A 24541-nucleotide genomic window follows, 5' to 3' on the forward strand; every position below is an offset into this window, starting at 1 on the left:
CGTGGTCGCCGGCGCGGAGCGGCAGCACCGATCGCCAGTGCTGGGGCAGGCCGGGTCGGGAATCCACCGGCTCAACCGTGAGCCCGGTGTACCTCCAGACGTGCTTGCGTGCCTCGGCCTGCGCGGCCCGCATCCGTGCCTCCGACGGCGGGTGGAACAAGAACCTTGACAATCCTCGTTCTTGCTGTCAGAGGCGCTTTGGGCTTACCTGGCCGCGCGGCGGACAGTCCGCTTCAGGGAAGCGCGAGGTCAGCCCGCGCAAGGGCGGTTTGTATGCGCGGTGAATTCGGCGAAGCGAAATTGCAGGAGGAGCCAGGCGAAGACGTCGATGTCGTTGAGGTCGAGATCGAAGATCGTCTGTAGCTTGTCGACGCGGTAGCGGACCGAGTTCACGTGGACGTTCAAGGCAGCCGCTGTGGCGGGAATGTTCTTGTTGCTTTCGACGTAAGTCTTGAGGGTTTCGAGGTACGCGGAGCCGCGTTCACGGTCCATCTCCCTCATCCGTTCGAGGACAGGGACGCGCAGTTGACTCGTCGATCGGTGCCAGTCGGCGATCATGGCCAGGTCGAGCTGGGGAAGGTGCTCGTCCATGAGGACGACGGCACCGCCGGGACGGTGGGTCACGAGTCCGAGTGCGGTCAGCCGGACCAGGGTGCGCAGGTAGGTGTAGTCATTGCTGAGCTCGTGGGTGTCGTGGAGTTCACGGCCCACCACGACCGCCAGTGACGGTGCGGTGAGCTCGACGCGGCGGAGGAAGTCGTCGAGGTTGTGTTGGAGGGTCGTCCACTCCTGGCCGTGCCGGCCACTGAAGAGCATGACGAGTTGGGAGTCGACTTCCGCCACGATCGCGTTCGGCTGGATGAGGTGCAGCCAGGTCGAGACACGTTGGATGAGTCGGTGAGAGGCGACTTCAGTGGCGCGTGTGGGCGGGTTGGTCGAGGTGAGTGTGGCAAGGCGGTACCACTGCTTGTCGGCGATCTCCAACGCGAATGCGCACGCGGATGCCTGCTGAGGGTCGCGCAGGAGGTTGGAGAGCAGGTCGGCTTCTCGCCGCCGTTTGACGTCGACGTAGGAGCGGGCGTGGTGGAGGTGGAGAGAGGCTGCGTCCAGCAGCTCATCCAGGGCTCGTATGACGTGGTGGCATTGCTGCGGGTCGGTCACGATGACCCAGACGGTGCCGAGCACTTCGCCGTCGCTGCGGACGGCGGCGGCGACACGTCCGTAGGTCTCGTCGTCACCGGGGACGAAGACGCACCCAGTGCTGGCGTAGGTGAGGCGGTAGTCGGGGTCGGTCGAGGGTGAATCGACCTCGCTCATCAGGAGGGTGACCTTGCGGCGCTGCTCGTCGACGGGCTGATCGGCGAGGTTGGAGAAGCCGAGCACCCGGCCTGCAGGGTCGACGATGCTGGTGGCACCGCCGGCCATGGTGGCCACAGCGTTGGCGAAGGTGAACAGGTCGCCAAGCCGTGCCCCCGCGACACCGTCGGCCGCGGAGATGGACACGCTGGTCCTGAGGAGCGTCGCCAGCTGCAGCCAATCGCTGGACTGGCGCGCCAGAACAGTGTTGACCTTGTGCAGTTCGCCCAGCGCGCGCAGGGACTCGGGATCGATCGTGGCGGGCTTGGCGATCAATGCGGCGACCCGGGCCTCGCCGGCTCGGACCAGCAGCTCGGTGAAGGCGGGCCCCTGCGCGGGGAAGCCGACCGCGAGGAGCACCGCGCCCGGCGGGATGTACTCCTCATCGTCGGTCGGTTCGCGAAGCACAATCGACTGCACGAGCGGGTCGTCGCCCTGGTGCACCAGCCACAGGTCCGCTCCGACGTTCACGAGCACTTCCGAGAGGGCCGCCGGTCGGAAGCCATCGACGGCCGGCGCGGTCAGGTCCGGGGTTCCGCTTGCCATGCTTGGAGATTTTATCAGTAGGAAGCTGAATCCTTTGTAGATCGCTCCATATCGGTGGGTGGTTCGCCCTCCTACGCTGATCCCACGCCGCCCCCTTCGACCGGGGCCTGGCGACCACTGTCCCCCGGCGTAGGAGCCCACGATGACGCCTGTTTCCCTGCGGTACGTCGCCGCCGTCCTCGTCGCGACGTCAGCCACCCTCCTCACGGCGTGCGGCTACCAGCCGGCCGACGCGAGCAAGCCGCCGACAGTCGCGAGCGGCGCCGCGTCGAGCTTGGTCAAGCAGGCCGGGGTGCTGCGCGTCGGCACCAACGTGCCGTTTGTGCCGATGGAGTTCTACGCACCGGACGGGGCGACCCTCTCGGGCATCGACATCGACCTGGCCGCAGCAGTGGCAGGGCGTCTCGGGCTCAAGGCGAGCTTCTCCAACGCCTCCTGGGACGGCTTGATCCCCGCGCTGAACGCCGGACGCCACGACATGCTGGCGTCGTCGTTCGGCGATTTCCCCGAGCGTCGGAAGCAGGTCATCTTCGTCGACATGCTCAAGGGCGGCATCGCCGGTATCGTGCGGGCCGCCGACACGTCTCAGTACTCTCAGTCCTCCGCGTTGTGCGGCAAGACGGTCGGCGTCGCGAACGGCTCGGCAACCGTGGCCGTGGCGAAGACCATCTCGGCGACGTGTGTGAAGGACGGCAGCAAGGCCGTCTCCGCGCAGGTCTTTCCCACCGACAGGGAAGCCGCGGTCGCGATCCGGAGCGGGCGTGTGGACGTGGCCCTGGTCGACCGCGTCGTGGCACAGCACCTGGCCGGCAGCCAACCCCGGCACTACGCCGAAGTCCTCGACGACATCTCGCCGGACTTCCTCTACGGCTTCGCGGTCAACAAGAACAACCCGGCACTGGCTCAGGCAATCGCCAAGGCACTCGACTTCCTCATCGCCGACGGCACCTACGCCGAGATCTGCGCGAAGTACGGGATCACCGGCAGCACCCTGATCACCAGAGCCACCATCAACGGAGGCAAGCAGTGATCAACTCCACCCTCACGGAACTGACAACCCATCAGGACGAGCTGCGCACCATCGCACGACGCCACCCCTGGCGCTGGATCTCGGCGCTCCTCGTCCTGGCGGCCGGCACCGCGATCGTGTGGGCCTTCGCAAGCTCACCCAACCTGCAATGGAACGAGGTCGGCTCCTACCTGACCGCCCGATCCGTCATCGACGGCATCGGCCTCACCATCCTGCTCACGCTCGTGGCGCAGGGCATCGGTATCGTCGGCGGCATCATCCTCGCCGTCATGCGAAGGTCGAGCAATCCCGTCCTCAGGATGACCAGCGGACTCTACCTGTGGATCTTCCGCGGGACACCGGTGCTCATCCAGATCATCTTCTGGTACAACCTCGCTCTGATCTTCCCCGCCGTCGCACTGCACATTCCTTTCACGTCGATCGGCTTCAGCGTCGCGACCAACTCACTCATCACGCCGGTGGCCGCGGCCGTCATCGCGCTCGGCCTCAACGAGGCCTCGTACATGGCCGAGATCGTGCGAGGCGGCCTCATCTCCGTCGAACAAGGACAGAGCGAGGCGGCAGCCACCATCGGCATGACCGGAGGCCAGGCCATGCGCTACGTGATCCTCCCGCAGGCCCTCCGCACGATCGTTCCGCCGACCGGCAACGAACTGATCAACATGCTCAAGAACACCTCGCTCGTCAGCGTCATCGCCGTCCGCGAACTACTGACCGCATCCCAACAGATATACGGGGTCAACTACCTGGTCATCGAGCTGCTCATCGTCGCCAGTGTCTGGTACCTGGCCCTGTCGACCGTTGCCTCCCTCGCGCAGGCCCACCTGGAACGCCGCCTGCAAGTCGTACTCCGGGTCCGGCAGCAGCCATGGATCACACGCGCCGCGAATCACCTCGCCTCCCTGTGGTCCACCGCCAACCCCACCTCGGACGGTAAGTCATGACAGTCATGCTCGAGATACGGAACGTCAAGAAGAACTACGGCCCGGCCGCCGTCCTGCGCGGTGCCTCACTCGACGTCCGGCGCGGCGAGGTCGTCAGCATCCTGGGCTCCTCCGGAGCTGGCAAATCGACCCTGATGCGCTGCGTGAACCATCTCGAACCGGTGGATGCCGGAACCATCAGCGTCGACGGTCAACTCGTCGGCTACGACCGGCGAGGCAACCACCTGCACGAGGTCAAGGAGTCGACCCTGTGCCGACAGCGCCGGGACATCGGCATGGTGTTCCAGCACTTCAACCTCTTCGGCCACCTGACCGCCCTGGACAACGTGACCCTCGGCCCGCGCAAAGTCCTCGGAAGGGCACGCGCCGAAGTCGAGAGAGAAGCACGGGACCTACTCGCGCAGGTCGGCCTCGCCGAGCACGCGGGCTCCTACCCACGCCAGCTCTCCGGCGGGCAGCAACAGCGCGTAGCGATCGCCCGGGCCATGGCCATGCACCCCAAGCTCATGCTCTTCGACGAGCCCACCTCGGCCCTCGACCCCCACCTGGTCGGCGAAGTCCTCCGTGTGATCCGCCGGCTCGCCGACAGCGGCATGACGATGGTGATCGTCACCCACGAGGTGCGGTTCGCCCTCGACGTCTCCGACCGCATCGTGCTCATGGACAGCGGCACCGTCGCCTACGACGCCCGCCCACAGGAATGGCTGACCTCGACACATCCGCTGGTCGCCACCTTCATGAGCCACGTCAAGGCATCCCTGAACTCCCAGGACACCACCACATCCATCGGTTCCGACGACAGGAGCACCACATCATGAGCGCACCCGTCAACATCAACGACTTCCGCCGCGTCGCCCGGCGCCGCCTGCCGCGGATCGTCTTCGACTACCTCGAAGGCGGCGCACTCGACGAGATCACGCTGCGGAGCAACATCACCGACCTCGCCGCGCTGCACCTGCGCCAGTCCATCATGAGCGATGTCTCCGGCATCGACCTCAGCACGACCGTCCTGGGACAGACCCTGAGGACGCCGGTACTGATCTCACCCATGGGCCTGCTGTCGCTCTTCCGCCGCGACGCCGACATCGCGCTCGCGAGAGCGGCCCGTAACGCGGGAACCGTCTTCGTGCACAGCGCCTGGTCCGGCACGCCGTTGAAGAAGGTGGCGGCTGCAGCTCCAGGCTCCGTCTGGTGCCAGGCCGCCATCTGGCCGGACCAGCGACTGGTCGACAAGCATCTCGACCGCGCCGAGGAGGCCGACATCCCGGTCCTCGTCCTCGCCGGCGACGTCGCCGTGTCCAGCAAGCGCGAACGCGACCTCCGCAACGGCTTCACGATGCAGGCGCGCCCCTCGCCACGGGGTGTCCTGAACGCCGCGACGAAGCCGCGATGGGTCGCCAACTTCCTGTTCGGCCCGAAGATCACGTTTGGCGATCAGAGCATCGACGGCCGGGCGATGAACCTGCGCGAAATGGGCGAGTTCATGCATGACGACAATGACGCAGTGACCTGGGACGACGTGATACGGATCCGCAAGCGCTGGCGCGGAAGACTCGCCGTGAAGGGTGTGATGAGCGCGCAGGACGCACGCCGGGCAGTCGACGCCGGCGCGGACGCGATCTTCGTATCCAACCACGGCGGTCGGCAGTTCGACGCACAGCCCTCAACGGTCAGCGCACTCGCCGAGATCGCTCAGGCCGTGGACGGCCAGGCCGAAGTGCTGGTCGACAGCGGCATCCGGCGCGGCAGTGATCTTGTCAAGATGCGGGCCCTCGGCGCGACCGCCGGCCTGATCGGCCGGCCGGCCGTCTACGGACTGGTCCACTCGGGCGAAGCCGGCGTCGCCGCCGTGCTCGACATCCTGCGCGACGAGACGGCAACAGCCCTCGCCTTCACCGGCAACACCACTCTGAACACTCTGAACGCCTCGGCCCTGGCGCCCACCATCAACGACGCCCACCCGCGCGCCGGGCACACGCTCCACACGCCCTGACTGTCGTGCGCCCAACGACGATGGCCTGTCGAACCCGACGCCGCGACAAGACTCCGCACCACCCGTACTGCTACGAACGGAACACCATGAGTCCTGGCACCATCAGCCGCACCGGGGCCGGAGCAGTTGAGTCCGAAGACGCGCCCCGTCCGTCGCGGTGAGGACGGGTACGGGCCATGGAGACGGACACCGGCTGCTCGTCCTGGCCTTGGCCACCCGGACCAGCGCATCGGGACGGCACGACCCTGGCGGAGCGGGCGTCGCCCTGGATTCCCTCGCCGCCTTGGGTCCGGTGGGCCCCGGCGAACTGCCGCACCTGGTCGCCGCCTCCTACATGTGGCAATTACGCGGGGCGGGTCCTGTGTCGGGCAGAAGAGCCGACACGTTCCGACGCGTCAGGATCCGGCAGTGGACACGTGGCGAACCAACTCGGTGGCCAGGCGTCGCATGACCGTACGGTTGGCGCGCCGCATCGTGGCACGGATGACGGGCGCCAGCAGGCAGTCGGCGAGCGGGACGCGTGCCCAGGCATACGTGAACGACACGTGACTTCCGCCGGTGCGCAGCGGTTCGATGGTGTAGGTGCCGTGGGCCAGGCGTCGGCCGGCCGCGCTGACGTTCCGTTCGACAATGCGCCGCGGCGGGTCGGCCTCGACGACCTCGATGGTGACGTCGGTCTTCGTGCCGCCCAGCGCGGCTGTGACCGTGGCGCACGATCCGATGCCGCGGCCGGGGCCACTGTAGTGCCAGTCGGTCAGGTAGTGGTTGGTGAATCGCTCGTGGTGAGCCATGACATCGAGGAAGTCGTAGACCTGCTCGGGCGTCTGCGGTACGTCGATCAACACGGTGACAGACTTCATGTACCACACGGTACATAGGACATGTACCAATTGGTACACTAGCGAGGTGGTGAATACGGACGGCTCGCATCCTGAGGGCAAGGCCGCGCCCGGCACGGACGGGGGCCGGCGCTCTCAATTGGTGAACGCGGCCGTCGACTACGTCGCGGCACACGGCTTCGCAGACCTGAGCCTGCGCGGCCTGGGCGCCGCGATCGGCGTCAGTCACCGCATGTTGATCCACTATTTCGGCTCCAAGGAACAGCTGCTCGTCGAGATCGTCCGGACGTCGGAGCAGCGCCAGCGTGATCTGCTGTCCCGGTTCCGCCTGGATCCCGGTCTCTCGCCCTCCGATACTGCGCGGCTCCTCTGGCGGCAGCTGACGGACCCTCGACTGGCCGGTCAGGAGCGGCTCTTCTTCGAAATCTGCGGGCACGCGCTGCGGGGCCGCCCCGAGGCCGTCCCGGTCCTCGAAGGGCTCGTGAACGACTGGCTGGAGCCGCTCATGGCCGCCGAGGTCGCCGCAGGTGCGGACCCTGCCGTGGCCCGGAACCGCGCCAGGCTGGGACTCGCCACCGTCCGCGGTCTGCTGCTCGACCTGCTCGCCACCGGTGACCGCGTCGGCGTCGACGCGGCGATGGAGGAGTTCCTCCGGCTGTACTACGGCTCGAAGTGACGGAGTCGCCGATCAGGCCGAGCGGCTGGGCCGGACGACGACCACTGTTCGTCGGGCAGTGTCGGAACCGCGCGGGCCGGCGTCACCTTGATCGGGAACTCCACAGGGTCGATCCTGCGGGCCCCACACCCCCGGACGCTCCTGGCGGCCGGCAGGGGCATCGCCATGGTCCCGGCAGGGGAGCAGGGTGAGCAGGGGCGTTCAGGCTCCGGCGGAATGGGCACTCCTTTCCGCTGTCCGACGACGCCGCCTCGGCACGCTCGCGCGCGGCGGTGACGGCGTCGGGCAGCCCGGTGGTGACGAACGTCCAGGCAAGATGGATGAGCCGCACCGACTCCGGTGGCGAGCTCGTCACGACGAGGAACGCCGGCTCGTCGGCCTCTCCAGCAACGTAGCCGGTTTCGTCGTCCCAGCCGTTCGGCCCGTCGACCACGTCGAAGAGCCGACGGCCGAGGACGACGGCACCTGAGCGGGCTGTCGCTTCGCGCAGGACTCGGCGGTCGTCGCGGCCGTTCGGAGAACGCCCAGGGGTGCAGGGTCTCGCCGCCGGTGCCCAGACCGTTGTCCAGGCCGGGGCCGGGCCCGGTGACGAAGCCGTCGAGGGAAACCGAGATGTCAGCAGTGATTCGAGTCATACCAGGGCGGACTCTCGATCCGCCGCCCGAACTCATCGCGCACGCGTGAGGCGTGCGCCGAACATCGAAGCCGCGCGGAGCACGCGGTTGAGTTCGGCCGCCACACCGCGCAAGGCGCACAGCCGAATACCCGCCTGCCCAGAACCGATCCGCCGCTTCATCGCCGCTGGACCCGTTCCTGTGAGTTCCCGGGGAGTTACCGGCGGATCGCCGGGCGGTGGACGCACTGCTGTGGGCCCCGTGGCGCGCAGGGGATTAGGTTGTCGGAGAAAAGCCTTCGGGCAGCCGGACTCGCGATGGGGGCGAGCATGACCATGCTAAAAGGCGCCAATGTTCCGGTGGCGGCTCGGGCCGTGCGGGTCGAATTGGGGTGGCGTGCCCTTCCAGGGACACCGGACGTGGACGGCTCGGCACTCCTTCTCGTGTCGGGAAAGGTGCGCGACGACGCCGACTTCGTCTTCTACAACCAGCCGTCCCACACATCCGGCGCGGTTCGTCACGAGGGCAAGCGCACCACCGCCGACGGGGTGACGGACAGCCTCGCCGTCGATCTGGCACGCGTCGAGCCGGCCGTCGAGACCGTCGTCCTGGCGGCCTCCGCGGACGGCGGCACCTTCGGTCAGGTGACGGGGCTTCACGTGCGGGTCATGGACGCGTCGAACGGCTCGGAGATCGCACGCTTCGACAGTGCCGACGCGACGGTCGAGACCGCCTTCATTCTCGGCGAACTCTACCGGCGCCAGGGCGCCTGGAAGTTCCGTGCCGTCGGTCAGGGTTACAGCAGCGGTCTCGAGGGTCTCGCGACGGACTTCGGTATTTCCGTCGATGAACCGCAGCGGCCCCAGCCGTATCAACAACCCCGAGCGCCTCAACAGACCCAGGGGGGTCCCCGGGTTGCCGATCTGCCCCTGCCGCCGCCGGTTCTCCCGCCCGCGCCGCCGACGGCGCCCCCCGTACCTCCTGCCGTCCCGCCCGTCCGCCTGTCGAAGGTGACGCTCACCAAGGAGACGCCCTCGGTCTCCCTGGCCGAACAGGGCGGTACCACGGGAGTCCTGCAGGTCAATCTCAACTGGCAAGTGCGCAAACAGTTCAAGGGCTGGGCGAGCAAACTCGGCAGAGCGGTTGCCGATCACGCGGACCTCGATCTCGACCTCTGCGCCCTCTACGAACTCACCGACGGCCGCAAGGGAGTCGTACAGGCACTCGGAAACGCGTTCGGCGCACTCAGGCAGCCCCCTTATATCCATCTCGACGGAGACGACCGCACCGGCGCCGTCGCCACCGGTGAGAACCTCACCGTCAACCTCGACCAGAAGGACAAGTTCCGCCGCGTCCTGATCTTCGTCACCGTCTATGAAGGCGCCCGGAGTTTTGCCGATCTCCATGCGACGGTCACCCTCCGGCCCCAGCACGGCGCCCCGATCGACTTCTCGCTCGACGAATGCACCGTCCCGTCCACCGTCTGCGCGCTCGCGCTCCTCACCAACAATGGGGGAGACCTCACGGTGCAGCGCGAGGCCCGCTATCTCGTACCCGAGCGCGGAGTGAGCCCGCAGCGCACCATCGACTACGCCTACGGGTGGGGCATGAACTGGACGCCCGGCCGTAAATGACCCCCCGGGGGTCCGGTCGGCACTGCGGTCATCGGCCCACGGCCGACTCCGCTCACCGGTCCGGCGCGGCCTCGGGACGGGCGTACGTACGCCCCTTCCAGGCCGCGCCGCGCCCCCGGTGGTGCTGCACCGCCGAATCGACCGTCATCAGCAGATAGAGCGCGGCGGTGAACGGCAGCAGCGGCGCCAGCCAGAGCGACTGCCGGTAGTAGCCGAGCATGGGCATGTACGTGCCGGTCATCACCGCCCACGCCGCCCCGCCCGCCCACGCCGCCACCGGAGCCCCGTCGAGCAGCCCGGCGACGAGTGTGACCGGCGGCGCGAGATAGACCAGCGCGAGCCCCAGTACCGTCCCCAGGAGCAACGGCGGACTGTGCCTCAGCTGGGCGTACGCGCTCCGCGACACCATCCGCCACAGATCCGCCAGGCACGGATAGGGCCGCACGCTGTCCACCCGTTCCGCCAGCCCCAGCCAGATCCGCCCGCCGCCGCGCCGCACGGCCCGCGCCAGCGATACGTCGTCGATCACCGCCTGCCGGATCGACTCCGGCACGCGGGCCCGCTCCGCCGCTCCGGTCCGCAGCAGCACACACCCGCCGGCCGCCGCGGCCGTCCGGGCATCCGCCCGGTTCACCCACCGGAACGGATAGAGCTGCGAGAAGAAGTACACGAAGGCCGGGACGACCATCCGCTCCCAGACGCTCGACACCCGCAGCCGGGCCATCTGCGAGACCAGGTCGAACCCGCCCGAGACGGCGGCGGCGACGAGCTCCCGCAGGCTGTCCGGCTCATGCGCGATGTCGGCGTCCGTCAGCAGCAGATACTCCGGCTGTCGGGCCCGCGCCAGCGAGATCCCGTGCCGCACGGCCCACAGCTTGCCCGTCCAGCCCGGCTCCGGCTCACCCGGCGACGCCACCGTCACCGGCAGTCCCCCGTACCGCACGGACAGCGCGCGGGCGGCATCGCCGGTGCCGTCCTCGCTGCCGTCGTCGACGAGGAAGATCTCCGCGACCCCCGGATAGTCCTGCGCCAGCAGGGACGGCAGGCTCACCGGCAGTATGTCCGCCTCGTCACGCGCGGGCACGACGATCGCGACGGACGGCCAGTGCTCCGGGGCCTCCCTGGGCGGCAGCCGCTGGTCGGTGCGCCAGAAGAAACCCTGTCCCAGCAGCAGCCACAACCACGCGGCCAGCGAACCCACGGCGATCCAGGCAACGGCACTCATTTGCCGCAGTCTGCCCCACTGTGACGGAACCGCAAGGGCGGTCGACTAAGGTGACCGGGTGAAGATCGCGCTCATGGACTCCGGAATCGGCCTGCTCGCGGCCGCCGCCGCGGTACGCCGCCTGAGGCCCGACGCCGATCTGGTGCTCTCCTCGGACCCGGACAGCATGCCGTGGGGGCCGCGTACCCCCGAGGACGTGACCGTCCGCGCGCTGGACGTGGCCCGAGCGGCTGCGGCCCACCGGCCCGACGCACTGATCGTCGCCTGCAACACGGCCTCCGTGCACGCCCTGTCGACGCTCCGCGCCGAACTCGAACCCGGACTGCCGGTCATCGGTACCGTTCCCGCCATCAAGCCGTCCGTCGCCGACGGCGTCCCCGTCGCGATCTGGGCCACGCCCGCCACCACGGGCAGCCCGTACCAGCGCGGACTCATCCGCGAATTCGCCGGCTCCGTCGCCGTCACCGAAGTTCCGTGCCCGGGTCTCGCCGACGCCGTGGAGCACGCGGACGAGGCGGCGATCGACCGGGCCGTCGCCGCAGCCGCCGCGCTCACCCCGCGTGATGTGCGGGCCGTGGTCCTCGGGTGCACGCATTACGAACTGGTCGCCGAGCGCATCCGTGCCGCCGTCCGGCAGCCCGGTCTGCCTCCCGTCGCGCTCCACGGCTCCGCCGACGCCGTCGCCGCCCAGGCACTGCGCCGGATCGGCGTCGGACCCGCTCCGTCGGCCGAATCGGCCGGAGGCCTCACCGTGCTTCTCAACGGGCGCACCGCCGACCTGCCGGAAGCCGCTCTGGCCTATGCCGAGGGGCAGCTGCTGGGGGCCGTCAGCCCCGCCCGCTGACCCGGCGCGGGCCATCGGGCCCATCCCCGGCGTGCGGGTTCTTGAGTACGCTGCTTGACATGAGGGACCACCGCCGAACCCCGAGGCACACCGGAGCCGACCCCCACTCCGAGGTCTGGATCGGCCGGGCCACCAACCGGGCCCAGTGGGTGCTCGCCGCCGCAGGAGCGGCCTGTGTGGCGCTCGGCGTCCAACTGGCCGTGACCTCGAACTGGACCTCCGGTATCGCCCCGCTGCTGATGTCCGTGATCGGCTGCGTCGCCGCCGGACTGCTCATGCTGTTCGGCACTCTCGCCTTCGTGAACGTGGCCGTCAGGGTCGACGGGGACGCGCTGGAGGTGCGCTGCGGCCACATGGGCCTGCCGCGCCGCCGGATCCTGCTCACCCAAGTGGTGGGCGCGGAATTCGCACCTCGGGTCACCCCGCGTCAGTGGGGCGGCTGGGGCTACCGCTGGCGCCCCGAGCAGGGCACGGCCGTGGTGGTCCGCAGGGGCGAGGGGCTGGTGCTCAGGCTCGGTGACGGCCGGACGTTCACCATCACGGTCGACGACGCGGAAGCGGGCGTACGGTTCATCCGCGAGCGCCTGCACCTGCGGGCGACCGGCGCGCCAGCCGGAGCCTGACCCGCGGCACCGTCCGCGGTCCCCGGGGCCCCGGCAACGGCTCGGAGCGGGGTGCGACGGGCCGGCCGGGCACGACGATTCGTGACCGAGAGGTCGTACGCCGTGTCGCCCGTACCGCGGACCGCAGGCCGTTCCGGCCGCAACGCCGGGGCCGTACGCCGCATCGTCCGCCCCGTCCGGATCACCGGCCGGTGCCGACCCCGTCCGGTTCAGGTGTCCCGTGCGTACGGTCCTCCCCGTCGTCAGCCGTGCCGCCCGCGCCCGCCGTGCCCTCGCCGATGGGGCTGCGGGCCGACGCGAGCCCCGCGAGCAGCCCCGCCCCCGCGGTCACCGGCGTCAAGCTCAGCGCGTTGCCGACACTCGCCAGCACCGCGAGTGCGGTGAGCGTGGTGCCCGCGGTCAGGACGACGGCCGTGCTGCGGGGCGAGCGCCACAGCACGTACAGCAGCCACCCGAAGGACGAACCCAGCAGCACCACTCCCGTCACACCTTGCTCGGCCGCCTGCTGGAGGGGCGCCGAGTGCGGTTTGCCGTCGGAGTGGACGGTCTGCTCCACGGTGGGGCTCAGCTCGGCGAACCGTCCCGGGCCGATGCCCAGCACCGGATGTTCGCCCGCCAGCTCCAACGCGTCCTGCCACAGCTGCACCCGGTGCGCGGTGAGCGGACCTTCCAGGCACACCTTGAGGCCCTGGGGCAGCGCGTCCGCGGCGATCGCCCAGGACGTGGCGACGACGAGACCGGTGGCCAGGGCGAGCCCGGCGAGGCCGAGCAGCCGTTGCCGCATCCTGGCGGCGGCCAGCGAGCACAGCAGCACCCCGAGTGCCGCGGCGAACCCGGCCACCGAGCGCAGCGCCAGCGCGGCGCAGGCGGTGCCGAGCGCGAGCAGCCGCAGGGCGAACCGCAGTGGTACCTGCCGGGACGCCGCCGCCGCGCAGCAGGCGGCGCCCGCGGCGAGCACCAGCAGTGCGGCGGCAGCCCCGGCGTGACCGGGCGCCGTGTCCGTCGTAGCCGTGGCGCCCGGCACGCCATGACGCGAGAGGAGGCCCAGAAGGAGCGCCGCCACGGCGGCCACCGTGGCCGTCGCCACCGGCAGCAGCGTTCCGCAGATCCGTCCGCAGGCGAAGCCCGCGGCGACGGCGAGCAGAGCCAGCAGGACACCTTCCGGGCCGGTCTCCCGTCCGGCGGCGCTGATCAACGACCAGATCGCGCAGCCGGCGAGGATCACGGCCCCGGCTCCGTCGGAAGTGCTGCCGCGTTCCCGCGCTCGGCCTCGTCCCGCTGGTGCAATCGTCACGTTCGCCCCCGACCTGTGACCGTCCCGTTCGCGATCGGCCGGACACGGCCGATCGGTGGGGGCTGGCGCACACGCTAATGCCGACGGCCCGGATCTGTGCGGGAAAGTGGCGAAACGATCCGGCGCGAGGGGTTCCATCACGCGAGCGGGGCTGCCTGGCACACGGCCGACCACCGTAGACTCCGCCGGGTGAGCGCCACCATCACCCCAGTCGACGACCCGCAGCGGCCCGCATCCACCCCCACGTCCAGGGGGAGACGCGTGATGCCGCGGCTCGTACGGCCTGCAGCCGCCGTGATTTCGGGAGTGCTGCTGTATCTGAGCTTCCCGCCCCGGCCCCTGTGGTGGCTGGTTCTGCCCGGCTTCGCCCTGCTCGGCTGGGTGCTGCACGAACGCAGACTGCGCGCCGGATTCGGCCTCGGCCTTCTCGCCGGGCTCGGTTTCATGCTGCCGCTGCTGCACTGGACGGGCGAGGAGGTCGGTCCGGTGCCGTGGCTGGCGCTCGCCACGGCCGAGGCGCTGTTCATCGCCGTCGGCTGCATCGGGATCGCCGCCGTCTCCCGGCTCGCCTGGTGGCCGGTGTGGGCCGCCGCGGTCTGGGCGCTCGACGAGGGGATCCGGGCCAGGGTGCCGTTCGGCGGCTTTCCCTGGGGGAAGATCGCCTTCGGGCAGGCGGACAGCGTGTTCCTGCCGCTCGCGGCCGTGGGCGGCACACCGCTGCTCTCCTTCGCGGTCGTCCTGTGCGGCTTCGGCCTCTGTGAAGCGGTACGCCGGTTCCGTACCCACCGCAGCACGGGCGAGGTGCCCCGGGCCGCCGTCGCCGCAGCCGCCGCGACCGTCCTGGTCCCCGTCGCCGCCGCCTTCGCCGCCCTGCCGCTCGTGGACGACTCGCCCGAGGACGGCACCGCGACCGTCGCCGCGATCCAGGGCAACGTGCCGCAGCTCGGACTCGACTTCAACGCCCAGCGCCGCGCCGTCCTCGACAACCATGTGCGCCGCACGGAACAGCTCGCCCAGGATGTCAAGGCGGGCAAGGTTCCCCAGCCCGACTTCGTCCTGTGGCCGGAGAACTCCTCCGACCTCGACCCCTACCGGAACGCCGACGCCCGGATCGTGATCGACGACGCGGTGAAGGCGATCGGCGTACCCACCGTGATCGGCGCGGTGGTCGAGCCCGACACCGGCAAGCTGCGCAACACCCTCATCCAGTGGGACCCGAAGAAGGGGCCCGTCAGCACATACGACAAGCGGCACATCCAGCCGTTCGGCGAATACATCCCGATGCGCTCCTTCGTGCGCCTCTTCAGTTCCGACGTGGACCGTGTACGGCGGGACTTCGGTCCCGGAAAGCAGGTCGGTGTCTTCGACCTGGCGGGTACGAACGTGGGACTGGTGACCTGTTACGAGGCGGCGTTCGACGACGCCGTACGGGACACGGTCGAGCACGGCAGCCAACTGATCGCCGTACCCAGCAACAACGCCACCTTCGGGCGCAGCGAGATGACCTATCAGCAGCTGGCCATGTCCAGGGTGCGGGCGGTCGAGCACAGCAGGTCCGTCGTCGTCCCCGTCACCAGCGGGGTCAGCGCGGTCATCCGTCCCGACGGGACGATCGTCCGGCAGACGAAGCTGTTCACCGCAGACGCGCTGGTGGACAAGGTGCCGTTGAGGTCCTCGCTCACGCCCGCGACCAGGATGGGTACCCTCCCCGAAGGAGTCCTCGCACTGATCGCCGTCGCGGGGCTCGGCTGGGTCACCGTCCGTTCGGTACGGCTGCGGCGCAGCCGCTGACCACCCCGTCCGCCACGTAGGGTCGGGCCCATGGCTACTCCTGATTTCATCCGCGAGATCCGCGCCACCGCGGGCCAACAGCTGCTCCTGCTGCCGGGCGTCACCGCCGTGGTCTTCGACGACGAGGGTCGCGTGCTCCTCGGACGCCGTTCCGACACCGGCAAGTGGTCGGTCATCGGCGGTATCTGTGAGCCGGGTGAGCAGCCGGCGGCGACGGCGGAGCGCGAGGTGTACGAAGAGACCGCTGTGCGCTGTGTGGCGGAGCGGGTGGTGCTCACACAGGCCCTGGAACCGGTGCAGTACGCCAACGGCGACCGCTGCCAGTACCTGGACGTCACCTTCCGCTGCCGGGCGACCGGGGGCGAGGCACGCGTCAACGACGACGAGTCGCTGGAGGTGGGCTGGTTCCCGGTGGACGCGCTGCCGCCGTTGAACGAGTTCGGGCTCTTCAGGATCAAGCAGTCGCTGACCGACGAACCCACCTGGTTCGAGCCCACCGCTCAGAAGTGACGACGGTGCCGTCGGACGGGCCCGGTTCTCCGGCCCGTCCGACGGCACGGCTCAGACGCCTCGGGCGTCGGCCGGCAGCGCCGCGGGCGCGTCCGGCTCCGGGGCGGCAGCCCCCTCGATGTCCGTGAGATCCCGGTTCCTGGTCTCCTTGGCACAACCGACCGCCAGTACGGTGATGAGCGCCGCGGCTATGACGTACAGCGAGATGGGTGTCGAGCTGTCGAAGTCCGCCAGCAGAGCGGTGGCGATGAGCGGAGCGGGGGCACCGGCCGCGACCGATGAGAACTGCGCCCCGATCGACGCGCCCGAGTAACGCATACGGGTGGCGAACATCTCCGAGAAGAAGGCCGCCTGAGGCGCGTACATCGCGCCGTGGAAGATGAGCCCGACAGTGACGGCGAGCAGCAGACTCCCGAAGCTACGGGTGTCGATCAGCGCGAAGAACGGGAACATCCACAGCCCCACGCCGATGGCGCCGACTAGATAGACGGGCTTGCGCCCGATCCGGTCCGACAGCGCGCCCCAGGCCGGAATGACCGCGAAGTGGATGGCCGAGGCGATGAGTACCGCGTTGAGCGCCGTCTGCTTGCCCAGATCTGCCGCGGTGGTCGCGTAGACGAGGATGAACGCCGTGATGACGTAGTAGCTGATGTTCTCCGCCATCCGGGCCCCCATGGCGATCAGCACGTCGCGCCAGTGGTGCCGCAGTACGGCGACCAGCGGCATCTTCTCCGTCGCGCCAGCGGCAGACTTGCGCTCCTCGGCCTGCGCCAGCGCTGCCTTGAACACCGGCGACTCGTCGACCGAGAGACGAATCCACAGGCCGAGAAGCACCAGTACCCCGGAGAGCAGGAAGGGGATGCGCCACCCCCATGCCCCGAAGGCGGAGTCCGACATCAGCGCGGTGAGAGCGGAGAGCACCCCGGTGGCGAGCAACTGCCCGGCAGGAGCCCCGGTCTGCGGCCAGGAGGCCCAGAACCCGCGCCGCTCGGGGTCCCCGTGCTCCGACACCAGCAGCACGGCCCCACCCCATTCACCACCGAGGGCGAAGCCCTGCACCAGGCGCAGGACGGTGAGGAGCACGGGGGCGGCGGCCCCGACCGTGGCATGCGTCGGCAACAGCCCGATGGCGAACGTCGCTCCGCCCATCATCAACAGACTGAGCACCAGCAGCTTCTTCCGGCCGAGCCGGTCGCCGTAATGCCCGAACACCAGGGCGCCGAGCGGCCGGGCGGCGAAGCCGACCGCGTAGGTCAGGAACGAGAGAAGCGTGCCGACGAGCGGGTCGGACTCGGGGAAGAACAGCTTGTTGAAGACCAGCGCGGCGGCTGACCCGTACAGGAAGAAGTCGTACCACTCGATGGTGGTCCCGATGAGACTTGCGGCGACGATGCGCTTGAGCGATCGGGTGGTCGGCGGGGCGGATGCCGAGGCAGCCATGAACACCACTTCCGGGCGGTTGGCGGGGACGGTTTCGTGTCGCCACACCGTAGGAATGGGCAGGTCAGAGGCACATGTGGCGGGACACCATAGTTCCCGGGTCGGGTATGCGCGGGGCCGCCATGACAGGCATGTTGAGACTGCTTCGAGGACCGTGTTGAAGGCCTACAGGCGTCTGTCCGAGTTGCGTTGTTCGGCATGCTTCAGTGCCCTGGTGCTGACTCCCGTGCTGGTTTGGTGCTGACTAACACCGCATGTCAGCACCCCTGATCACCTGTCCCGTGCTGACTTGGTGCTGACTACGCAGCGTTGAACATCGGCATAGGGACGGATCGGACGGGTTGTGTTCTGCCCTTCCGCGCGACTGCGGTCGGGCCTGGCGCGATTCTGCGGAGGTGACCACGGGCGGTGGCGCGTAGTCCCGCACCGGCAGGCCCCTCACGGTCATTCGCCTCGGAGTGACCAGACTTCGCCGTCAGTCGGTGAAGGTTCGCTGTCACGGCGGGGCGTACCCACGTCATTCCATCCGCAGCCGCTGCACCCAGCCACAGCAAGGCGCAGCGGCTGAGATGGTCAGACCCGCGGGGTCTCCGCACCAGGTGCGTGTGCTGCCGGTTCGACCTTCTGCGCCCGGAGTTCCCTGACCTCAGCCTGAAGGTCGGTGAGTTGCCGGTGAAGTGCCTGAATCGCCACGATCGCGACGCCGTTGGCATCGGTGCAGCAGATCGTCTTGTCGTCGGCTCCCAAGCTGAAGTGGGCCCGCCAGTCCTGTGCCATCGGCCCCAGGTGGCGCACTTCGTCGTCCTCCCACCGGTACCGCCATGTGCTCACCGGTAGGCCGACCACCGAGGCCAGGACATCGAACCCGTTCACGCCGTCACCCGCCTCGGCGACTGATTCCTTGGACGCTGTGGACGTAATTCCGGCGGGATTGGGCGTGTCAGGGTGCAGGCGCGCCCGGTAGGCCCTAATGCCGGCGGTCCGGGCGCGGTGGAGGCGTTCGGTCAGCGATCCCATCGCACCGGGCTCACGCTGGTCTTTACGGCCCGGTCGGAGAACAGCAGCGTGCCCAACGGAACCCAGTGGGCTGTGCCCTGGGGGTCGTCGGCCGGGGCCTTGCTCTGCTCCACTGCCCGCACCTGCGCGGGCTCGGCGGCCTCGGCAGCCGAGGCTGCGCCCAGGCACACCGACACGGCGGCGATCGCAGCGGAGGACACTGCGGCAAGTCGGGTAGCTGCGGTAAAAGACATGAAGCACGCTCCGGGTCAGTCAGAGATCAGATCAACCAGACAACGACACCGCCCCCCGTGGGTCACGAGCAGCACGACAATACGTTGACTAAGCCCGGACCAGGCACAGATTCCGTGAGGACGATCTACGGGGTTCGACCGCGGTGACGCAACGTCATCTGGGACCGTGATGCGGTGTGACGACCTGGTCGGTGACCCGTTTCCGACCTCAGCGAGTTGCTGGTGGAGCGAGTGTTCTTCGAGTGCGGCGCGGCGCGGCTGGTGGCGAGATCCCGGGAGACCGAGGTGGCGTGTCCTGGTTGTGCGGTGCTCTCCAGTTGGGTGCACGGCACGTACGGGAGATGTCTTGCCGACACGGCGGTCGGGGACGGCCGGTACTGATCAAGGTGACGGTGCGGCGGCTCTACTGCGAGAACGCTCGTTGCTCGCGGCGGACTTCGCCGAGCCGCGACCGTAGGCCGGGTCAACCACGTCGATCGACCTGTCCGGTCGTACCCTGCGGTGCTGACCGGACGGCTCGCTGTGCGGCGAGGGGCGATCGGGACCCGATGGCGGCGTTTGACCGCGGGTCGTCAGGCTCTCCTCGCCCTGGCCCATCTGCGGTGCGGTGACACGTACGCCCAGCTCGCCGCGGGGTTCGGTATCGGCATCGCGACCGTATACCGCTACATACACGAGGCCGTCGAGGTATTGGCCGGCCTCGCGCCCACCCTGGCCGAGGCGATGCACATTGCGCGGACCAAGGCGTTCGTGATCCTGGACGGCACCCTGCCGCCGATCGACCGGATCGCCGCTGACACCCCGTGCTACTCGGGCAAACATAGACGTCACGGCATGAACGTCCAGGTCCTCACCGATCCCTTCGGGCGGCTGCTGCGGGCCTCGCCCGCGCTGCCCGGTTCCACTCACGACCTGACCGCCGCCCGCACCCACGGCATCGTCGACGCGCTCACCGAGGCCGGCCTCAAGTGCTGGGCCGACAAGGCGTATCAGGGCGCCGGCGGTTCCATCCGGGTGCCCTTCCGCGGCCGTCGCCTCAAGCGGTGGCAGCGTCGGCACAACAGCACGCATGCCGAGACCCGCCTGCCTCGGCGAGCAGGCCATGGCCACTTTGAAGGGCCGGCGCCTCCTGCGGAAGCTCCGCTGCAGCACCAACCGCATCACCGCGATCGTCCAGGCCGTTCTCGTCCTTCATCACGCGTCAGCGTGAGATTGGAAAAGGCTCCGTGCACTGTCCCGCCGCCAGTTGCGTCGATTGCAGCGAGCCGGCACTGGCTCCGCTGGGCGCCAGCCCGCCTTTGTTCGAAGTGCGGCAGCGGGTCAGTGCTGAATGCCTTACTTTCAGTGCCTGAAGGTGTCCTTGCCCTTCTCCACTGCCTGCTTTACTTTGCCCTTCATTTTTTGGGCCCTCCCCTTTCCCTCCAGCCTTTCGTTACCCGCGGCCCGCCCGACCGTTTCCTTGGTTTTCCCCTCTGCGATTTTGCCAATGTTCTTGGACTTCTTCCCGATACCCATTTCGTTCTCCCTGGGGTTATTCGGGTGGTGGCAGCAGAGTTCCGAGAGGTCCGAGATCCAAGTTGAGATCTTGCATGGAAAGGTCGTATCGAGAGCAGAGTTCAATCATACGACTGTGCAGAATCATCAAAGTCGCTCCGAGGCGCTCCTCCTGTTCCTCAGTGAGGTCTCCTGCGTCGACGCGCTGAAGGGCCTGGCGTTCCATGAGTTGTCGTAGCAGCTCGACGAGGGTGAGCACGAGTTTGATCAGGTCCCGTTCCACCGTGTCCGGGGCAGTGGTGATCCGGTGGGCCGGCCTTCGCGCCTCCGCGCCGCCCCGGGGCAGGATGTCCTGCGGCACTGCCGGCAGCATGCGGAAGGCACGGGCTGCGGCATCGGCGATCTCGTCGAGGCGGCTTCCCGGCGGACGGTCCTCACCTGTCATGGTCGTCTCCTATGGGTGCTGAGATGGCATGCCAGGGGGAAGGATTCTGTTCGCTGATGGAGACGATCAGCGCGCGCAGCGATATGCGCACGAGGTCGATATCGGCTATGGAGAGCACGACGTCACCGGTGAGGACCACGCCTCCGCTGAGCAACCGGTCCAGCAGGTCGATCAGTGCGATCTGCCGTTCCGGCAGCGGCTCCTTCGGCGTGACCTCCGGCCTGCCCGCCGCCCTCACGGCGTGGCCTTCTTCAGCGGTTCGGCTTCAGTGGGGGTGGCGAAGGAGTACGGGGCCCACGGCCCTGTGACTTCGACGCGCACCCCGGGGAGTCCTTCTGCCGCCCGCGTGACATCGGCGCGGAAGTCTTCGGCATGCCGCAGCGGCACGAGGTAGGCATCGTTGATGACGTTCTCTCCCGGCCCTCGGGCGAGTTCGCCTTGCTGCGGCCGGTGCTGGACGCGCTCGACCGCGTACGCGCGGGCGGCGGCCTCGACCCGCTCGGCTGCCTGTTCGGCGTCCCGATAGGCGTCTTCGCGGGCGTGCCGCTGTGCTCTGCGTCGGCTGAGGTAGGCCCGCCCGGGGCTCAGGCCCGCATCTGTAGGTGGTCCTTCCGGACGCTCGGTGGCCGCAGGCGCTTCGACATAGATCTTGACGCCCCACTCCACCTGCGCCGCCAGGTCGGTCAGTCTGCCGGCAAACGCCTCCTGGCGGGCCCGGAGCATGAGTCGCACCCGCTCGTCGTCGAGGTATACCGTCGCCAGACGCAGTGGCAGGACGGCGGTGCGGGCGGCCAAGGCCTCAATCACCCGGTGATGGGCGCGGGCGACTGACTCCAGCCAGTCCAGGTCCTCCAGATGCGTTCGCAGCGCGGCTTCGTGGAAGTCCCGCTCGGGTACCGGGCTCACGGCGACCACCACATCGTCGCTGTGTCCTACACGCACGAGATGCACCGGCGCATCCGCCACTCCAGAGAGCCCGGACAGGGCTCCCTCCAGCGATCCGTCGGCGTCCCGTGCTACGGCGTACGCATAGATGATGGCCTCGGTCATGGCTCGTCCCGCCTCTCGCTGCGCGGGCTGGGCTCTACTCGTTTGGTGCGTGAAGTGCGTGAGGTGCGCCGGGGAGCCGTAGCGCGGCTCTCCCCGTCCTCGGCCCGTGGCAACTCACGGTCCTCGCGCAGCGCCGTGATTTCAGCCTGCAGCCGCTTGTTCTCCTCGGCGAGTGAGCTGTAGCCGTCATTCGCGCGTGACGAGAGTGAGGGATCGTGCTCCCACCAGTCAATGCCCATTTCCTTCGCTTTGTCCACCGAAGCGACCAGCAGACGCAGCTTGATGGTGAGCAGTTCGATGTCCAGAAGGTTGATCTGGATATCGCCTGCGATGACGATGCCTTTGTCCAGGACGCGCTCCAGAATGTCGGCGAGATTGGCCGAGGAGCCCTGGCCGTACGGGGTGGACCTGGACGGGAGGTCGCCCAGCCTCCTGGCGACGGGTTCGGTCACGGCCGCTGCACCTCAATTCCCTGGTGTCCCGGAGCTTCGACGGGAGCGCGTGGCAATGCGCCCGTTCCACCGGCTGCCGCGATCAGGTATCGATGCCCTGGAAATGGGCCCTGATCTCGTCCAGCCGGTCCAGCAACTCGTCCTCGCGCCGGTCGAAAGTTTCCTCGTCGATTTCTCCCGCCACGAGTGCTCGCTCAAGTGCGGCGAGTTCCCGTTCGACGGGTGCTGGGTCGTAGTACTCGTTCTCCGCGGCCTCGACGACACGCTCCATGACCCAGGCCGTGCAGCGCACCGGCGCCAGCGGAAGAGTCGCGAGTTGGGTCAGCAGTCCCATGAGGACCCCCTAGACGAAGCTGTAGGCGGGTAGTGGGCCGACCAGCCGCAGGTCGAAGTCCTCGCCCAGTTCCTTGGCGACATCCTGTTCGGCGCCGAGGAAGCTCTTCTCGTTGTCCCGCTCCACAAGGAAGGACACGTTCAGGAAGTCGTTCCCGGTCGGCTGCGACGAGCGTTCCTCCCGCGCGAATCCGCGCAGCGCGTCGAGCACTCCGGTGGCGAGCTGATCCTGCCGCGCCTGCACTTCCTGGGAGACCAGTTCTCCGAGGGCGAGCGGCAGATCCGGGCTGCCGCGGCCGCTTCTGATCTCCTCGTTGAGTTCGCGCGCCTCGTCGGACTCCTGAAGGATCTGGCGCAACAGCGCATCCTCGTCCTGGGCGGCCTTCAGGTGGTATTCCACGCAGCCCTCCAGCGCCCGCAAGCGTTCGCTGAACTCATCCGTACGGTCCTCCAGGACCGCTCGTACAGCGTCGTCGTCCGTGGTGGTGAAGCCGAACTGCAGCGGCAGAACGGTGCCGTCCGCCATCAGCTGTTCCTGGACGGACTGGTGTGCGCTGAGGTCTCGGCGTTTGGGACGCAGCTCCTCGGGCGCGTCGCTGACGACCGCAGACAGCGATTCTGTGCGCACCGTCCGGAGCGTCGCAGGCGGGTCCCCCACGCCGTGGAGGTCGTCCAAGCGCTGTGGATGGGTGGCGCTGACAATGGAATAGACGTACACGGCCATGGTTCACTCCTCGCGGCGTCGGGCGGCAGGCCGACGCCGCGGTCGCTCCCGCCTCTCCTCGGGCTCCTTGCGCCTCTTCTCCGACTGCTCGGCCTCGTCGTCGTCATGTCCTCCCTTCAGGGCATTGGTCAGCACGTCAGCGGCCCCGCTCAGCGCACCTTTGGCTTTGCCATGCGCTCCGCCCTCGGTCACCTCGCCGACCAGGTCGGTCAGCTGAGACGGAGCCTTGCGGCCCTCCTCCAGGTCGAGGCGGTTGCAGGCCTCCGCGAAGCGCAGGTAGGTGTCCACGCTCGCCACGACGATGCGCGCATCGATCTTGAGGATCTCGATGCCCACCAAGGACACACGTACAAAGACATCGATCACCAAGCCGCGGTCCAGAATCAGCTCAAGGATGTCGTAGAGGTTCCCCGACCCTCCTCCGCCGGCCCTGGAAACGGTTCCTCCGCCCTGCGGCACCATAGTCATGGTGCCTCCTTTCAGCAGCTCACACGTGGCTCCGGACGACGCTGTTTCCGTTTGTTTGTCCGGCGAGCGGTGCAGCAGTGGTATTCCGGCCCTAGCCACGCGGGTCGATCTGGGCTCGGGTGTAGCGGCGGGTGCGCTCGTACGCCAGCAGTTCGCCTTCCTCGTCCAGCGTCACCCGGTAACTCGCCATCACGCTGGTAGTGCCGGGGATACGCTCCAGCTCCAAGACTTCCACGTCCGCCTGCCAGCCGCCCTCCGTCGGCTTCACCGCCGACACGGATTCGGGTGCTCGCCCCAAAAGCTCTTGGAGCTGTTCAGCCGCATAGCGCATGGCCCGCGGGGCCGAAACCCGACGGGCCGCACGCTTCGTTTCACTCGTTCGGCTGCTGGCCTGTCCAGCGCTGGTTTTCCTGGCGGTCTTCTTGACAGGCTTCTTGCTGGACGGACGCCGGACCCGCCCTGTCTCGTCCTCTTCGCCTACGGCCATGTTCCCGCTCCGGAATCGGAGACGACATGATGCCCGCGTCACCTTCACAAGACGCCGTTCCATGATATACGGCCTGGGCTGACCGCATCTCGATAATCCAGTGGCGGGGCACAACCTCTTAACCGCGTGCATGGGCGTTTCGCAAGTGGTGGAACGCCGGTGTTCACTCTTGTTGATCTGTCCTCCGACGGCCCACCGTCGGAGGACAGGCCATGGCAGGCGCATGTGTCCATTCCTTGAGCAGTTGCCCTTGCGGTGTGCAGGGATCACAGTAAGAAAGAGAGATGTGTGCGAGATCGGAGCACGTCGTGATCATTCTCGGAATCATTTTGCTGGTCGTCGGGTTCGTGACCGGGATCTCCATACTGTGGACAATCGGGATTGTTCTCGCGGTAATCGGGGTCGTCTTGTGGATCTTGGGGTCGCTGGGGCATGCGGTCGCTGGTCGAAGGCACTACTGGTAGCCCGGCCGAGTCTCG

At 68.5% G+C, this 24541-nt stretch carries 27 protein-coding genes and 2 pseudogenes; 12 read left to right on the forward strand and 17 right to left on the reverse strand.

All coding sequences use genetic code 11. From position 1 onward, the window contains the following. Nucleotides 1-249 precede the first annotated feature (249 nt). Entirely contained in the window at nt 250-1902 is a 1653-nt protein-coding gene (locus ACIOHC_RS29200; protein ID WP_365692273.1) for a helix-turn-helix domain-containing protein, read from the reverse strand. Between the two features lie 142 nt (nt 1903-2044). Between ACIOHC_RS29200 and ACIOHC_RS29205 the strand changes: the two genes are divergently transcribed. Genes ACIOHC_RS29205 through ACIOHC_RS29220 form a run of 4 tightly spaced genes read left to right on the forward strand, consistent with a single transcriptional unit; the run spans nt 2045 to nt 5869 of the window. After that, nucleotides 2045-2932 (forward strand): ABC transporter substrate-binding protein, encoded by an 888-nt coding sequence (locus tag ACIOHC_RS29205; RefSeq protein WP_365692271.1) that lies wholly within the window; start codon nt 2045-2047, stop codon nt 2930-2932. Further along, on the forward strand, nt 2929-3876 hold the full coding sequence (locus ACIOHC_RS29210; protein WP_365692269.1) for an amino acid ABC transporter permease: 948 nt from the start codon (nt 2929-2931) through the stop codon (nt 3874-3876). The genes ACIOHC_RS29205 and ACIOHC_RS29210 overlap by 4 nt, the downstream gene beginning before the upstream one ends. Further along, nucleotides 3873-4694 carry an amino acid ABC transporter ATP-binding protein gene (locus ACIOHC_RS29215; protein ID WP_401844617.1) on the forward strand — a complete coding sequence of 274 codons (822 nt, stop codon included), beginning with the start codon at nt 3873-3875 and terminating at the stop codon, nt 4692-4694. Before ACIOHC_RS29210 ends, ACIOHC_RS29215 begins: the two co-directional genes overlap by 4 nt. Then, a complete protein-coding gene (locus ACIOHC_RS29220) occupies nt 4691-5869 on the forward strand; it encodes an alpha-hydroxy acid oxidase (protein ID WP_365692265.1) in 1179 nt (392 codons plus the stop codon). Before ACIOHC_RS29215 ends, ACIOHC_RS29220 begins: the two co-directional genes overlap by 4 nt. A gap of 395 nt (nt 5870-6264) precedes the next feature. Here ACIOHC_RS29220 and ACIOHC_RS29225 read toward each other — a convergent pair whose 3' ends face one another. Further along, nucleotides 6265-6729 (reverse strand): SRPBCC family protein, encoded by a 465-nt coding sequence (locus tag ACIOHC_RS29225; protein WP_351081152.1) that lies wholly within the window; start codon nt 6727-6729, stop codon nt 6265-6267. Between the two features lie 46 nt (nt 6730-6775). Here ACIOHC_RS29225 and ACIOHC_RS29230 point away from each other — a divergent pair, with 46 nt between their 5' ends. Then, on the forward strand, nt 6776-7384 hold the full coding sequence (locus tag ACIOHC_RS29230; RefSeq protein WP_365692263.1) for a TetR/AcrR family transcriptional regulator: 609 nt from the start codon (nt 6776-6778) through the stop codon (nt 7382-7384). A gap of 223 nt (nt 7385-7607) precedes the next feature. Here the strand turns inward: ACIOHC_RS29230 and ACIOHC_RS29235 are convergent. Then, nucleotides 7608-8019: pseudogene (locus ACIOHC_RS29235) on the reverse strand (dihydrofolate reductase); the annotation flags it as partial. 296 nt (nt 8020-8315) lie between these two features. Here ACIOHC_RS29235 and ACIOHC_RS29240 point away from each other — a divergent pair. Further along, entirely contained in the window at nt 8316-9632 is a 1317-nt protein-coding gene (locus ACIOHC_RS29240) for a TerD family protein (protein ID WP_365692296.1), read from the forward strand. A 52-nt stretch (nt 9633-9684) separates the two neighbouring features. Here ACIOHC_RS29240 and ACIOHC_RS29245 read toward each other — a convergent pair whose 3' ends face one another. Then, entirely contained in the window at nt 9685-10857 is a 1173-nt protein-coding gene (locus ACIOHC_RS29245; RefSeq protein ID WP_365692261.1) for a glycosyltransferase, read from the reverse strand. 58 nt (nt 10858-10915) lie between these two features. Between ACIOHC_RS29245 and ACIOHC_RS29250 the strand changes: the two genes are divergently transcribed. Both ACIOHC_RS29250 and ACIOHC_RS29255 read left to right on the forward strand, forming a co-directional pair. Continuing rightward, nucleotides 10916-11701, forward strand: coding sequence for an aspartate/glutamate racemase family protein (locus tag ACIOHC_RS29250; protein ID WP_365692259.1), 786 nt, complete (start codon nt 10916-10918; stop codon nt 11699-11701). Nucleotides 11702-11760: 59 nt separating this feature from the next. Beyond that, nucleotides 11761-12324 carry a hypothetical protein gene (locus ACIOHC_RS29255; RefSeq protein ID WP_351081144.1) on the forward strand — a complete coding sequence of 188 codons (564 nt, stop codon included), beginning with the start codon at nt 11761-11763 and terminating at the stop codon, nt 12322-12324. A gap of 181 nt (nt 12325-12505) precedes the next feature. On the opposite strand, the gene ACIOHC_RS29260 is transcribed toward ACIOHC_RS29255, so the two are convergent. Then, nucleotides 12506-13612 (reverse strand): O-antigen ligase family protein, encoded by a 1107-nt coding sequence (locus ACIOHC_RS29260; RefSeq protein ID WP_351081228.1) that lies wholly within the window; start codon nt 13610-13612, stop codon nt 12506-12508. Nucleotides 13613-13807: 195 nt separating this feature from the next. On the opposite strand from ACIOHC_RS29260, the gene lnt reads away from it, so the two are divergent. Both lnt and ACIOHC_RS29270 read left to right on the forward strand, forming a co-directional pair. Further along, nucleotides 13808-15409: an apolipoprotein N-acyltransferase gene (gene lnt / locus ACIOHC_RS29265; protein WP_351081142.1), complete on the forward strand. Its 1602-nt coding sequence runs from the start codon at nt 13808-13810 to the stop codon at nt 15407-15409. 30 nt (nt 15410-15439) lie between these two features. Further along, the gene (locus ACIOHC_RS29270) at nt 15440-15919 is read left to right on the forward strand and encodes an NUDIX domain-containing protein (RefSeq protein WP_351081140.1); all 480 of its coding nucleotides are present in this window, start codon (nt 15440-15442) and stop codon (nt 15917-15919) included. A gap of 51 nt (nt 15920-15970) precedes the next feature. Here the strand turns inward: ACIOHC_RS29270 and ACIOHC_RS29275 are convergent, their stop codons facing one another. The 3 genes from ACIOHC_RS29275 to ACIOHC_RS29285 all read right to left on the reverse strand — a co-directional run bounded on the left by ACIOHC_RS29275 (nt 15971) and on the right by ACIOHC_RS29285 (nt 18576). Beyond that, entirely contained in the window at nt 15971-17359 is a 1389-nt protein-coding gene (locus tag ACIOHC_RS29275) for an MFS transporter (RefSeq protein ID WP_351086672.1), read from the reverse strand. A 573-nt stretch (nt 17360-17932) separates the two neighbouring features. Beyond that, nucleotides 17933-18376 (reverse strand): tail fiber domain-containing protein, encoded by a 444-nt coding sequence (locus tag ACIOHC_RS29280; RefSeq protein WP_401844620.1) that lies wholly within the window; start codon nt 18374-18376, stop codon nt 17933-17935. Beyond that, nucleotides 18364-18576, reverse strand: a complete 213-nt coding sequence (locus tag ACIOHC_RS29285; RefSeq protein ID WP_351086676.1) for a hypothetical protein — start codon at nt 18574-18576, stop codon at nt 18364-18366. The genes ACIOHC_RS29280 and ACIOHC_RS29285 overlap by 13 nt, the downstream gene beginning before the upstream one ends. 508 nt (nt 18577-19084) lie before the next feature. Between ACIOHC_RS29285 and ACIOHC_RS29290 the strand changes: the two are divergent. Then, nucleotides 19085-19819: pseudogene (locus tag ACIOHC_RS29290) on the forward strand (transposase family protein). 131 nt (nt 19820-19950) lie between these two features. On the opposite strand, the gene ACIOHC_RS29295 reads toward ACIOHC_RS29290, so the two are convergent. From ACIOHC_RS29295 to ACIOHC_RS29335, 9 genes are all read right to left on the reverse strand, one after another. Beyond that, entirely contained in the window at nt 19951-20124 is a 174-nt protein-coding gene (locus ACIOHC_RS29295) for a CsbD family protein (protein WP_365692257.1), read from the reverse strand. 16 nt (nt 20125-20140) lie between these two features. Beyond that, the gene (locus tag ACIOHC_RS29300; RefSeq protein WP_351086680.1) at nt 20141-20548 is read right to left on the reverse strand and encodes a gas vesicle protein K; all 408 of its coding nucleotides are present in this window, start codon (nt 20546-20548) and stop codon (nt 20141-20143) included. Beyond that, a complete protein-coding gene (locus ACIOHC_RS29305) occupies nt 20538-20786 on the reverse strand; it encodes a gas vesicle protein (RefSeq protein ID WP_351086682.1) in 249 nt (82 codons plus the stop codon). Before ACIOHC_RS29305 ends, ACIOHC_RS29300 begins: the two co-directional genes overlap by 11 nt. Further along, nucleotides 20783-21598: a GvpL/GvpF family gas vesicle protein gene (locus tag ACIOHC_RS29310; protein WP_365692256.1), complete on the reverse strand. Its 816-nt coding sequence runs from the start codon at nt 21596-21598 to the stop codon at nt 20783-20785. The genes ACIOHC_RS29305 and ACIOHC_RS29310 overlap by 4 nt, the downstream gene beginning before the upstream one ends. After that, complete coding sequence (locus ACIOHC_RS29315; RefSeq protein WP_351086685.1) at nt 21595-22050, reverse strand: gas vesicle protein; 456 nt, start codon at nt 22048-22050, stop codon at nt 21595-21597. Before ACIOHC_RS29315 ends, ACIOHC_RS29310 begins: the two co-directional genes overlap by 4 nt. A gap of 82 nt (nt 22051-22132) precedes the next feature. After that, complete coding sequence (locus ACIOHC_RS29320; protein WP_351086687.1) at nt 22133-22384, reverse strand: gas vesicle protein GvpG; 252 nt, start codon at nt 22382-22384, stop codon at nt 22133-22135. A gap of 9 nt (nt 22385-22393) precedes the next feature. Beyond that, the gene (locus ACIOHC_RS29325) at nt 22394-23107 is read right to left on the reverse strand and encodes a GvpL/GvpF family gas vesicle protein (RefSeq protein ID WP_351086689.1); all 714 of its coding nucleotides are present in this window, start codon (nt 23105-23107) and stop codon (nt 22394-22396) included. A gap of 3 nt (nt 23108-23110) precedes the next feature. Then, nucleotides 23111-23575, reverse strand: a complete 465-nt coding sequence (locus tag ACIOHC_RS29330) for a gas vesicle structural protein GvpA (protein WP_351086690.1) — start codon at nt 23573-23575, stop codon at nt 23111-23113. Nucleotides 23576-23666: 91 nt separating this feature from the next. Next, the gene (locus ACIOHC_RS29335) at nt 23667-24062 is read right to left on the reverse strand and encodes a gas vesicle protein (protein WP_351086692.1); all 396 of its coding nucleotides are present in this window, start codon (nt 24060-24062) and stop codon (nt 23667-23669) included. 308 nt (nt 24063-24370) lie between these two features. Here ACIOHC_RS29335 and ACIOHC_RS29340 point away from each other — a divergent pair, with 308 nt between their 5' ends. Beyond that, on the forward strand, nt 24371-24526 hold the full coding sequence (locus ACIOHC_RS29340; RefSeq protein ID WP_229846355.1) for a DUF6131 family protein: 156 nt from the start codon (nt 24371-24373) through the stop codon (nt 24524-24526). The last annotated feature ends 15 nt before the right edge of the window (nt 24527-24541 follow it).

It is taken from the genome of Streptomyces sp. NPDC088252, from assembly GCF_044740965.1.
Lineage (GTDB): Bacteria > Actinomycetota > Actinomycetes > Streptomycetales > Streptomycetaceae > Streptomyces.